The 11,889-nt window shown below is 53.8% G+C and carries 13 protein-coding genes; 5 read left to right on the top strand and 8 right to left on the bottom strand.

Translation table 11 applies throughout. From position 1 onward, the window contains the following. Nucleotides 1-163: 163 nt before the first annotated feature. The 4 genes from GFC06_RS21785 (at nt 164) to GFC06_RS21770 (ending at nt 4,104) form a co-directional block, all read left to right on the top strand. The gene (locus GFC06_RS21785; protein WP_047416825.1) at nt 164-1,297 is read left to right on the top strand and encodes a porin; all 1,134 of its coding nucleotides are present in this window, start codon (nt 164-166) and stop codon (nt 1,295-1,297) included. Nucleotides 1,298-1,542: 245 nt separating this feature from the next. Next, nucleotides 1,543-2,373: a MetQ/NlpA family ABC transporter substrate-binding protein gene (locus GFC06_RS21780; RefSeq protein WP_016152116.1), complete on the top strand. Its 831-nt coding sequence runs from the start codon at nt 1,543-1,545 to the stop codon at nt 2,371-2,373. 62 nt (nt 2,374-2,435) lie between these two features. Next, nucleotides 2,436-3,452, top strand: a complete 1,017-nt coding sequence (gene sfbB, locus GFC06_RS21775) for a virulence-associated ABC transporter ATP-binding protein SfbB (protein WP_046276103.1) — start codon at nt 2,436-2,438, stop codon at nt 3,450-3,452. After that, nucleotides 3,445-4,104: a methionine ABC transporter permease gene (locus GFC06_RS21770; protein WP_003831085.1), complete on the top strand. Its 660-nt coding sequence runs from the start codon at nt 3,445-3,447 to the stop codon at nt 4,102-4,104. The genes sfbB and GFC06_RS21770 overlap by 8 nt, the downstream gene beginning before the upstream one ends. Here the strand turns inward: GFC06_RS21770 and mnmH are convergent, their stop codons facing one another. The 5 genes from mnmH to ppiB all read right to left on the bottom strand — a co-directional run bounded on the left by mnmH (nt 4,105) and on the right by ppiB (nt 8,254). Further along, nucleotides 4,105-5,190 carry a tRNA 2-selenouridine(34) synthase MnmH gene (gene mnmH, locus GFC06_RS21765; protein ID WP_153690653.1) on the bottom strand — a complete coding sequence of 362 codons (1,086 nt, stop codon included), beginning with the start codon at nt 5,188-5,190 and terminating at the stop codon, nt 4,105-4,107. Nucleotides 5,191-5,287: 97 nt separating this feature from the next. After that, complete coding sequence (gene purK, locus GFC06_RS21760; RefSeq protein ID WP_137367296.1) at nt 5,288-6,355, bottom strand: 5-(carboxyamino)imidazole ribonucleotide synthase; 1,068 nt, start codon at nt 6,353-6,355, stop codon at nt 5,288-5,290. Continuing rightward, nucleotides 6,352-6,861 carry a 5-(carboxyamino)imidazole ribonucleotide mutase gene (gene purE / locus GFC06_RS21755; protein ID WP_016152120.1) on the bottom strand — a complete coding sequence of 170 codons (510 nt, stop codon included), beginning with the start codon at nt 6,859-6,861 and terminating at the stop codon, nt 6,352-6,354. Before purE ends, purK begins: the two co-directional genes overlap by 4 nt. Before the next feature lie 173 nt (nt 6,862-7,034). Beyond that, complete coding sequence (lpxH, locus tag GFC06_RS21750) at nt 7,035-7,757, bottom strand: UDP-2,3-diacylglucosamine diphosphatase (protein WP_046276062.1); 723 nt, start codon at nt 7,755-7,757, stop codon at nt 7,035-7,037. A gap of 2 nt (nt 7,758-7,759) precedes the next feature. Then, nucleotides 7,760-8,254 (bottom strand): peptidylprolyl isomerase B, encoded by a 495-nt coding sequence (ppiB, locus tag GFC06_RS21745; RefSeq protein ID WP_003021875.1) that lies wholly within the window; start codon nt 8,252-8,254, stop codon nt 7,760-7,762. A gap of 173 nt (nt 8,255-8,427) precedes the next feature. Between ppiB and cysS the strand changes: the two genes are divergently transcribed. Then, complete coding sequence (gene cysS / locus GFC06_RS21740) at nt 8,428-9,813, top strand: cysteine--tRNA ligase (protein WP_006685638.1); 1,386 nt, start codon at nt 8,428-8,430, stop codon at nt 9,811-9,813. A gap of 90 nt (nt 9,814-9,903) precedes the next feature. On the opposite strand, the gene GFC06_RS21735 is transcribed toward cysS, so the two are convergent. The 3 genes from GFC06_RS21735 to folD form a co-directional block, all read right to left on the bottom strand. Beyond that, nucleotides 9,904-10,428 (bottom strand): metal-dependent hydrolase, encoded by a 525-nt coding sequence (locus GFC06_RS21735; protein WP_153690652.1) that lies wholly within the window; start codon nt 10,426-10,428, stop codon nt 9,904-9,906. 123 nt (nt 10,429-10,551) lie between these two features. After that, on the bottom strand, nt 10,552-10,764 hold the full coding sequence (gene ybcJ / locus GFC06_RS21730) for a ribosome-associated protein YbcJ (protein ID WP_016152124.1): 213 nt from the start codon (nt 10,762-10,764) through the stop codon (nt 10,552-10,554). A 1-nt stretch (nt 10,765) separates the two neighbouring features. Next, complete coding sequence (gene folD / locus GFC06_RS21725; RefSeq protein WP_003021887.1) at nt 10,766-11,632, bottom strand: bifunctional methylenetetrahydrofolate dehydrogenase/methenyltetrahydrofolate cyclohydrolase FolD; 867 nt, start codon at nt 11,630-11,632, stop codon at nt 10,766-10,768. Nucleotides 11,633-11,889 lie beyond the last annotated feature (257 nt).

Raw genomic sequence — 11,889 nt, 5'->3', positions numbered from 1 at the left:
CCGGTTTTTTAAATCGGTGCGTTTTTTATCTATGTAGCACAAATTGATAACTCATTGATATTTAACAGCACAGAACAATAAAAACCCGACAACACGAGTGTATTAATAAACGTTAATATTTGTATGCTGAATAATTGGCAGGCTATCTATCAAGGTACAAATAATGACTATAAAAAAAACGGCGCTGGCGGTATCGATCGGCGCAGCAGTGGCATTAACGACGTTCGCCTCCCAGGCGGAAATCACGGTCCTGAAACAAGATCCACAGGCGGGCAACCCGCTGAGCCGTCTTAACTTCACCGTTGGCGGGAGTATTCGTCCGCAGTTCCAGAATATGGCCGGTGATGATGGTAAGAATGGCTACAAACGTAATGGTTTCGACGGCGGGACGCGTTTCCGCTTCGCCGCTGATTACTATCTGTTTGATGACATCAGCTGGGTGAGTTATTACGAGCTGGGCGTAAACTTCCCGGCAATGTTCAACTGGGATAATCACTATGCTAACGGCGCCAACGATACCACGCGTCGTATGTTGTACACCGGTCTGAAGAGCGCGACCTGGGGTACGCTGACCTTCGGTCAACAGAACAGCATTTACTATGATGTGGTTGGTGCGAAAACGGATATCTGGGACTACGACATGATCGGTCAGGCACCAGGTAACGGTATCAATGGCGACTATGACGGTTCCTATCGTACGCGTAAATCACTGAAGTATAAGAAAACGGTTGGTGATGTTGATCTCTACGCATCTTATCTGTTCAGCGATGATTACAACCCGAACAACGGTCTGCGCTACAAGCGTAAAGGCGGTGGCTCGCTGGGTGTGGATTATCACATCACCGATGACCTGACCTGGGGTACGGCGTGGAACTACACCCGCGCGGAAATGCGTGGCGACACCAGCAAAACCTACGATCAAAACATCGTCGGTACCGCGCTGAGCTGGAAACCGGACAACTGGACCTTCTCGATGGGCGGCGGTTGGTATCAAAACTTCATGACCACCAAAAAAGTCTCTGTTAACGATTACTTTGCCGGTGATGCCTGGGGTCTGGAATACTTCGCGGGTTACACCTTCCCGGTTGGTCAGTATGCGCTGAAATCCGTTCAACCCTACGTTATGGGCGACCGTATTGAATACGTGAATGGTCGTAACTACCTGCGTACCGACAATGGTGTGGGTATCAGCTTCCAGCTGGACTACGGTTTCCGTGTGGATTACGAACACGTCTTCACCTCCAGCACCGACGATCTGGGTGATATGAACCTGGTTCGTCTGCGTTACGACTTCTAAGTCAATTTCCCTGCCAAAACCGGGTAACCAGAAGGTTATCCGGTTTTTTACTATCCTTTGCTGAAAAACACATTAGTACCTTCAGCGTACATTCAACGACATATCCCGCAACATCATGAAATAATTTCAAGGACAGCAGGTTGTGATCTGTGTCATGTTAACAATCAGCCTGTTAACAGGCCAACAAGAACAACGCCGCAAGAACGGCGTGAGACATGACACCACAACGTTAAAATGGAGAAATTATGGGATTGCGTCAGAGTTTACGCGTCGCGACCGGAGCGCTGTTACTGGCCTGTGGATTACAACTTGCTCATGCGAACAGTGACCCGCATACCATCGTGTTTGGCGTCGCACCTGGGCCGTACGGCGATATGGTGAAACAGGCCATTGCCCCTACGCTGAAAGAGAAAGGCTATAAGGTAGTGGTGCGCGAATTCAGCGACTACGTGCAGCCGAACATGGCGCTTTCCAACGGCAGTATTGATGCCAACTTGTTCCAGCACTCGCTCTACTTTGACAAATTCACCGCTGATAAAGGACTGAAGCTGAGCAAGCTGATTGTGGTCCCGACGGCCGGGATGGGTTTTTACTCACATAAAATCAAAAGCCTGGATGAGTTAAAAAAAGGGGATGTGATCACGCTTTCCAATGATCCAACCAACCTGGCTCGCGGTCTGCGTTTCCTGCAGTCTATTGGCCTTATTACCATCAAAGACACTATCGATCCGACTAAAGCCTCTGAGCGCGATATCGCCAGCAACCCGAAAGGGCTGGTGTTTAAGCCGCTGGAAGCGGCACAGCTGCCGCGTACCCTGGACGGTGTGACCGGCGCGCTGGTCAACGGTAACTTTGCTGTGGCGGCAAAACTGGATCTCGCCAGCGCCATCAAGCAAGAGCATCTGGACGAAAATCTGAAAAATATCATAGCGGTACGCAGTGAAGATGCGGATAAACCGTTCGCGAAAGATATTGTGGCGGCGGTGAAATCTCCGGCGTATCGCGCGGTGATCGACGATCCGCAAAATATTTACAGCGCCTTCCAGAAACCGGAATGGATGTCGGCAGCCCAATAATCGCTGCGCACAAGGTTAACAGGGGCAGCGGCGACTGCCCTTTTCGCATTTCTGAGGTGGCTATGATTGAGATAGAAAAGGTTTGCGTGGATTTTAGCGCAGGCCGTGGACCATCAACCCGGGCGGTTGATGACGTCAGCTTGCGCATAGGCGCAGGCGAGATATTTGGCATTGTCGGGACCAGCGGCGCGGGGAAAAGCACGCTGCTGCGCACTCTGAACGCCTTAACGCGACCAAGCCTGGGAAGCGTAAAGGTTAACGGCGTAGAAATTTCCGCGCTGGAAGGGGCGCAACTACGTAAAGCCCGTCAGCGTATTGGGATGATTTTTCAGCATTTTAATCTGATGCATACCCGTACCGTGGCGCAAAACGTCGCTTTCAGCCTGAAGGCTGCCGGATGGGAGCGCAGTAAAATTGGCCCACGCGTCAGCGAAATCCTGACGCTGGTGGGGCTGTCTGACAAGGCGAACCGCTTTCCTGTGCAGCTCAGCGGCGGGCAAAAGCAGCGCGTTGGTATTGCCCGTGCGATTGCCAATCACCCGGATGTGCTGCTGTGTGATGAACCGACCTCTGCGCTGGATCTGGAAACGTCGGCCACTATTCTGGCATTGCTTAAGCAGATCAACCAACAGCTGGGGATCACGATCGTGCTGATCACTCACGAGATGAACGTGATCAAATCGATTTGCGATCGTGTGGCGGTGATGTCCGGCGGCAAGGTGGTGGAGTCCGGTGAAGTGTTTGACGTTTTTGCTCACCCGCAGCACGCTTTCACGCAGCAACTGGTGTCGCATACCCTCAATCTGACGCTACCCGAACGCTTGCGCCAGCATTTGCCTGGCCAGTTGCTGAAAATTCTGTTCATCGGCGATTCGGCGGAACAGCCGGTGTTGTCAGAAGTCGCGGTTAAATTTGGTGTGGCGGTGAACATTCTGCACGGCAAAATTGAATATATCGGCGAGCGTGCGCTGGGGATTCTGGTGGTGCAACTGACCGCGCCGCATAACCCTTCTGCGGTGGATGTCGCCGTGGAACATATTCGTCAACGCACGGCACAGGTGGAGGTGATTCGTGGATGATTTATTGCCTGATTTGACGCTGGCGTTTAATGAAACCTTTCAGATGTTAAGTATCTCTACGGTGCTGGCGATTATTGGCGGTCTGCCGCTCGGTTTTCTTATTTTCGTCACCGACCGGCATTTATTCTGGCAAAACCGTTTTGTGTATCTGCTCAGCTCCGTGCTAGTGAATATCATCCGTTCGGTGCCGTTTGTGATCCTGCTGGTGCTGCTGCTGCCGCTCACCCAGTTTTTACTCGGAAATACCATTGGGCCGATTGCGGCGTCGGTCCCGCTCTCAGTGGCGGCAATCGCTTTTTATGCCCGTCTGGTCGACAGCGCACTGCGCGAAGTCGATAAAGGCATTATTGAAGCGGCGGAAGCCTTTGGCGCCAGCCCGATGCGCATCATCTGCACCGTTCTGTTACCTGAAGCGAGCGCGGGTCTGTTGCGTGGGTTGACGATAACGCTGGTGAGTCTGATCGGTTACTCCGCGATGGCCGGAATCGTTGGCGGCGGTGGGGTAGGCGACCTGGCGATTCGCTTTGGTTATTACCGCTATGAAACCCAGGTCATGATCGTCACCGTGGTGGCGCTGATTATTCTGGTGCAGGTCGTTCAGGTGCTGGGCGACTGGCTGGCGAAACGCGCGGATAAGCGCGACAGACACTGATCACTGTGCGTTAAGCCAGTCGGCAACGTCCTGCCATGTGCCGCGAAAGACGACTTTCGCGGCTTTCTTTTCCAGTTGATAACGATACATCGGGTCGTAATACTCGTTGAGCAACGGCACCAGCCAGCCCATATGGGCGTCGGTACTGCCCGTTGCTTGCTGTTCGCGCAGAGCCACGTCGAGCAGGGCGGTCAGCTCGGCAAAACGTTGTAAACCCAGACGGCGGCGAATAGCAAACAGGCCGTGGTGCAGATACTCGCTATACTCCTGCCAGCCCTGACTCTCGCCATAAGCATGGGTAAAATCGTGGTGCATCCGCACGAAATACTCTTCGCGCAGTCGCTCCAGACGACGCTCAAAAGGATCGTCCACCACTGCAATAGATGCCTGGGTCATGCGTTCGCGCAGGCATTCGGGTAGATGATTAGCCCCGATCATGCGGCCTTCATCTTCCAGTACCCACAGACGCAGATCCTGACGGCTGTCGGTTCTGAGCATTTCGACCGCCAGCAGGTTTTCAAAACTCGCCTGACTCAACTGCGGTTCAACGGTGCGACCAAACGAGGAACCGCGATGGTGCGCCAGACCTTCGAGATCCACGCCGTTCGGCTGCTGTTGCACCAGCTGCGTTTTACCGTTCCCGGTACAGCCGCCAATTAAGACGATCGGCTTTTGCACTAATTTTTCAGTCAGTTGAATCGCCGCCTGACGCAGGGCTTTGTAGCCACCGTGTATCAGCGGGTAGTCAATCCCGGACTCGTGCAGCCACTGTTGCACAATGTGCGAACGCTGACCGCCGCGCGCGCAGCATAAATAACCCGCAGGATTTTGACGACAGGCGTCCAGCCAGGCCTTCATACGTTGTTGGCGAGTCTCGCCGCAGACCAGTTGATGGCCGAGCGTGAGGGCTGCCTCGGGTCCCTGACGTTTATAACAGGTACCCACGGCGGCACGTTCGTCATCGTTCATTAGGGGAAGGTTGATTGCGCCCGGCATTGCGCCTTGCAGAAATTCGACGGGGGCGCGTACATCGATTATAGGCGTACCAGCGAGCAAAATTGCGCGATAGTCCGTTCCATCGTTCATGTGTGATCCTGAAAATACAAAAACAGCAATGGAGGGGATTTTACGCGCCAGAGGAGGGGCCGGGGAAGGATAAAATCAAATCCCCGGCATTAATGGCTTATTTCAGCGTTGACTGCGCCCAGATAATACCGCTGGCATATTCCGGCGGCAGCAGGGGGATAAGCGCTTCCAGCGTCGCACTAAGACGCGCGGTATCGCTGTCGCTCAGGTTCAGGTGTCCCACCTTACGCCCTTCACGCACCTCTTTGTCATACCAGTGCAGATGCACCAGCGGCAGCTTCAGCCAGTCGTAGTTCAGGTCGCTACCAATCAGATTTACCATCACCGAAGGAGTGTTCACTACCGGCGTGGGTAACGGCAGGTTGGTAATGGCGCGCAGGTGCAGCTCAAACTGGCTGATGCTGGCACCGTTTTGCGTCCAGTGCCCGCTGTTGTGCACGCGTGGAGCCAGTTCGTTAATCAGCAGACCTTCCGGGGTGATGAAACATTCCATCGCCATCACGCCGACATAGCCCAGCTCCTGCATGATGGCTGAGAGCATCGCTTCGGCCTGTTTCTGCTGTTTGCCGTTAGCCTGCGGGAAGACCACGCTGGTGCGCAGAATGCCGTCCTGGTGCAGGTTATGGGTCAGCGGATAGAAGACGGTGCTACCGTCGTGCGCACGAGCGCCAACCAATGAGACTTCACCAGAGAAGTTGATTCCCTGCTCAACGATGCACTCGCCGTAGCAGTCGTCCGGCAGTTGTTCGGTTTCATTTGCGCGCAAACGCCACTGCCCACGACCGTCGTAACCGCCGACGCGACGTTTCACGATCGCCAGCTCACCGAGTTTGTCGAATACTGCAGGCCATTCGCTTTTATCCGCCAGCAGTTGCCACGGCGCAGTTGCCAGGCCGAGCTTGTCAAAAAGCTGCTTTTGCGTCAGACGGTCGGCAATAATCGGGAAAACGTCGCGGTTGACAAATGCCGGATGGCGCGCGAGCTCGCGGGTGAGCGCCGTTTCCGGCCAGCGCTCAATCTCAGCGGTGATCACGCTTTGCTGAAAAGGGACCGCTGCTGGTTCGGCATCCAGCCCGACGGGCCAGACCGCAATGCCCAGCGGCTCACCGGCCTGGCGCAGCATGCGCCCTAGCTGACCGTTACCGAGTACGCAGACCTGCTTCATGCCGCACCTCGCGGGTCCGGATTCTCCAGCACCTCGTCGGTTTGTGCTTTGCGCCAGTCGTTCAGACGCTGGTGTAATGCTTTGTCGTGTGTTGCCAGAATTTGTGCCGCCAGCAGGGCCGCATTTGCCGCGCCCGCTTTGCCGATAGCCAGCGTTCCGACCGGAATACCGCGCGGCATCTGTACGATGGAGTAAAGGCTATCTACGCCGCTCAGCGCCGCGCTTTGCACCGGGACGCCTAAAACAGGCACCAGCGTTTTCGCCGCAATCATGCCCGGCAGATGCGCAGCGCCACCCGCACCGGCAATGATCACCTGATAGCCGTTCTCTTCTGCGCTTTCGGCGAAGCTAAACAGCTTGTCAGGGGTGCGGTGGGCGGAGACGACTTCAACATGATGTGGCACGTTCAGAATTTCGAAGATTTCGGCGGCGAACTGCATGGTAGCCCAGTCGCTTTTGGACCCCATCACGATGGCGACACGCGCCGGGTTATTGCGGGAAGACATGCGTCTGAAAACTCCTATGATGCACTACACTCGACTTTTGAGGCCACAGAGAATAGCATAATTCGCGGTCAAGGAAAACGATTGCGCGCTTTACACTTCACCCTTCAGGCAGCCTTTGTAGTTGGCTACATCGCAACGAGTTTTGTGTAAAGAGGAACTGGATATCTGCGGAATTAAAATGGAAATGCGATCAGTTCAACGTCATCTGGCGTGACTTTGATCATCGACCCTTCGGTGTGCCATGCGCCTAATACCACGCGGAAAGCGGGTTGCTCATTGGCCGTAAGCTCGTGGACTGCCGGGCGGTGGGTGTGGCCGTGAATTAACCACTGGACCTGATGCTTTTCCATCTCGGTGATGACGGCCTGCGGATTCACATCCATGATCGCCAGTGACTTGCTGCTGTTGGCCGCTTTGCTGTTGGCGCGCATTTTCGCGGCGATACGTTGGCGAACGAACAGAGGTAGGGAGAGGAACAGCTTTTGTAGCCAGGGTTGATGTACTTTGGCGCGAAACGCCTGATAGCCTGCATCGTCTGTACACAAAGTGTCGCCATGCATGATCAATACCTTGCGGCCATACAGGTTGAGTACTTTTTTCTCAGGCAGCAAGCTCATGCCGCTTTCACGGGCAAAACGTTTGCCGAGCAGAAAATCTCGGTTGCCGTGAATAAAAAAGCAGGGAACGCCGGAATCAACCAGTGATTTTATCGCCGCGGCTATTTCATGATGCAGTGGGGTTGGGTCGTCGTCGCCAATCCAGGCTTCAAACAGGTCGCCGAGAATGTACAGTGCATCAGCTTTTCGCGCATCACCGGCTAAAAAACGCAGAAAACCGGCGGTGATCGCCGGTTCTTCTGTGCAGAGGTGAAGATCTGCAATAAACAGTGTCGTCACGATTACTCGCTGACGGTCACGTTTTCGATGATGACGTCTTCTTTTGGCACATCCTGGTGCATACCGCTGCGACCAGTGGAAACGCCTTTGATTTTATCAACCACGTCCATGCCTTCAACAACTTCAGCAAACACGCAATAACCCCAACCCTGCATGCTTTCGCCGGAGAAGTTCAGGAAGTCGTTGTCTGCAACGTTGATGAAGAACTGTGCGGTTGCGGAGTGCGGAGCCTGAGTACGCGCCATCGCCAGCGTACCACGGGTGTTTTTCAGACCGTTGTTCGCTTCGTTTTTGATCGCTTCTTTCGTGGCTTTTTGCTTCATGCCCGGTTCGAAACCGCCGCCCTGGATCATGAAACCGTTAATAACACGGTGGAAAATGGTGTTGTTGTAAAAACCTTCGCGGCAGTAGTCCAGGAAGTTTTTAACTGTTTCAGGCGCTTTATCATCAAACGTTTTGATTACGATATCGCCGTGATTAGTGTGGAAAGTAACCATTTTTGCATCCTGTTCCGATAGATTGGTGCTTCGACCCCGTGGAGGGTCAGAGTTAGGGGTGTGTTATAGCATAACCGCAAGCTGCGATCACCTCGCAAAGTGTGCTGCTTCCGGTCTAAATTATGGGTATTATACAGACTTTACTATCCACACACGTCTACACGGAATCTTCGATGTTAAAAATCTTTAATACACTGACGCGCCAAAAAGAGGAATTCAAACCTATTCATGCCGGGGAAGTCGGCATGTACGTGTGTGGTATTACCGTTTACGATCTCTGTCATATTGGCCACGGACGTACCTTCGTTTCTTTCGACGTTGTCGCGCGCTATTTGCGCTTCCTCGGCTATAAGCTGAAATATGTGCGCAACATTACCGATATTGATGACAAAATCATCAAGCGCGCGAATGAAAACGGTGAGAGCTTTGTGGCGTTGGTCGACAGAATGATCGCGGAAATGCATAGCGATTTCGACGCGCTGAATATTCTGCGCCCGGATCTGGAGCCGCGCGCTACGCACCATATCGCTGAGATCATTGAAATCACTGAACAACTGATTGCCAAAGGTCACGCATATGTCGCTGATAACGGCGACGTGATGTTCGACGTGCCGACTGACCCGAACTATGGTCAGCTGTCACGCCAGGATCTGGATCAGCTGCAGGCGGGCGCACGCGTTGATGTGGTTGATGTGAAGCGCAACCCGATGGACTTCGTGCTGTGGAAAATGTCCAAAGAAGGCGAGCCGAGCTGGCCGTCTCCGTGGGGCGCGGGTCGTCCTGGCTGGCACATCGAATGTTCGGCGATGAACTGCAAACAGTTGGGCAACCATTTTGATATTCATGGCGGTGGTTCGGATCTGATGTTCCCGCACCATGAAAACGAAATCGCTCAGTCCACCTGTGCGCATGACGGTGAATACGTTAATTACTGGATGCACTCCGGGATGGTGATGGTTGACCGGGAGAAAATGTCCAAATCGTTGGGCAACTTCTTTACCGTGCGTGACGTGCTGAAATACTACGACGCCGAAACCATTCGCTACTTCCTGATGTCTGGTCATTACCGTAGCCAGTTAAACTACAGCGAAGAGAACCTGAAGCAGGCACGCTCTGCGCTGGAGCGTCTGTATACCGCGCTGCGCGGCACCGATAAGTCCGTTGCTCCAGCCGGTGGCGAAGCCTTTGAAGCACGCTTCATTGAAGCGATGGACGATGACTTCAATACGCCGGAAGCCTACTCCGTGCTGTTTGATATGGCGCGTGAGGTTAACCGCCTGAAGGGTGAAGATATGGCGGCGGCTAACGGTATGGCTTCGCATCTGCGTAAGCTTTCCAGCGTGCTGGGCCTGCTGGAACAGGAGCCCGAAGCATTCCTGCAAAGCGGTGCGCAGGCGGATGACGGTGAAGTTGCTGAAATTGAAGCGTTAATCCAGCAGCGTCTGGATGCCCGTAAAGCCAAAGACTGGGCGGCAGCTGACGCCGCGCGTGACCGTCTCAATGAGATGGGTATCGTGCTGGAAGATGGCCCGCAGGGCACTACCTGGCGCCGTAAGTAATGATATTGATTGTCGGATGGCTGCTCGCGCCCTGTCCGGCAATCAATGTACGAATGTCGGTCGGATAAGACGCTTGTCGTATCCGGCAAATTAATATTTCCGATACCACCACAGCACACCCATCATCATAACTCCCGGTAGCCATACCCATATCAACTCCGAAATTATCACCTGGTGTCCGTATGGTGTGGCGTAGCGCGATAGCGCAAACGGGGCGACTTTAATCACCTGCCACGGCGCAAAGAAGCGTTCATCCGACCACGGCCACAGCCAGCCGACGCCTTTGCCGCCAGTGGTGACCGAATCCAACAGGCTGTGCGACAGCAGTGAAACCGTCAGGAATAGCCAGCAGCGAATTAAGCCTGCCTTAAACCATCGTCGACCCATCCATACGCAGAGCAGCGGCACCACGAAGGCGAACAGCAGCGAATGGGTAAAACCGCGGTGACCAAACACGTTGCCGTAGGCGACGCCAAGCTTAAACGACAGTACGTCGGCATCCGGCAGCATAGCCAGAATGAAGCCAGTAAACAGTAATTGCGGGGGGATGACTTTACGCCCGAGACCTAATCCTAAACAGAGTGGAACGGCAGCGTGGGTAACGATTGTTGGCATGATGATCGCTTCGTGTGGAAAAACAACATGCTAACAGTTCACTGTGAAGTGGTGATGAAGTCATTATCTGAAAACGAGAGAGGAAGTGGCCGGACAGGGGTTAACCTCATCCGGCACCTGGGATCACGCCACGACGTTAATGCTGTGGCCTTCAAAGCTGACGGTCTGTCCGGCAACGATTTTGCAGCGTTTACGCGTTTCTACAGCACCATCGACCTTCACTAACCCTTCGCCAATAGCAATTTTTGCCTGGGCGCCGCTTTCGCTCCAGCCTTCCAGCTTCAGTAAATCGCAGAGTTCAACGTGTGGGTGTTTACCCAGTGAAAATGTGGCCATCTTAAACGTCCTTTACATCATGATATTCAACACACGCCTGCAGCGTGTTTTCGATAAGTGTGGCGACCGTCATTGGGCCTACGCCGCCGGGTACCGGCGTGATGTATGACGCGCGTGCGGCAGCATCTTCAAAGACCACATCGCCAACAACCTTACCATTCTCCAGACGGTTGATGCCGACATCAATCACAATCGCACCTTCTTTGATCCACTCGCCGGGAATAAAGCCAGGTTTGCCGACGGCAACAATCAGCAGGTCTGCATGCTCTACATGGCGACGCAGATCTTTGGTGAACCGGTGGGTGACGGTGGTGGTGCAGCCAGCCAGCAGCAGCTCCATGCTCATCGGGCGGCCAACAATATTCGACGCGCCAATAACGACCGCATTCAGACCGTAGGTGTCGATATTGTAACGCTCAAGCAGAGTCACAATACCGCGCGGAGTACACGGGCGCAGGCGCGGCGCACGCTGGCACAGGCGACCAACGTTATACGGGTGGAAACCGTCAACGTCTTTATCCGGCGCAATACGCTCGAGAACTTTAACGTTGTCGATACCCGCAGGTAACGGTAGCTGGACCAGAATACCGTCGATGGTGGTATCTGCATTGAGCGTATCGATCAGCTCGAGCAGCTCCGCCTCGCTGGTGGTTTCAGGCAGGTCATAGGAGCGGGAGACAAACCCCACCTCGTCACAGGCTTTGCGTTTACTCGCGACATAAATCTGCGAAGCCGGGTTGCTACCTACCAGCACAACAGCCAGGCCTGGGGCGCGTAATCCAGCCGCTAAACGCGCCTGAACTTTTTGAGCAACCTCAGAGCGCACCTGCTGCGCAATCGTTTTACCGTCAATAATCTTTGCTGCCATCAGAGAGAGGATTCCGTCTGTTACGTTAAATCGAAGGGGATGCCGCTATTTTGTCAGAAGCGGGACGTGCTGTCAGTTTTCGTTTGCATTTTTACGTGCGCCAGGAGGCGTCACGATCTGCGAATGGGGTCAGGACAGAGGCTTAAGCCTTACGGATAATTAATGAGCATGCTAATTAAAATTAACGTGAATGAAACAACTCATCACCCTGGTATTTTCAGGGGTAATGCGCCACAAACCAGTCTGTTACGGTTAAT

This window comes from Citrobacter braakii, from assembly GCF_009648935.1.
Classification (GTDB): Bacteria; Pseudomonadota; Gammaproteobacteria; order Enterobacterales; family Enterobacteriaceae; genus Citrobacter; species Citrobacter braakii.
This window is presented reverse-complemented; position numbering and strand designations above follow the sequence as displayed.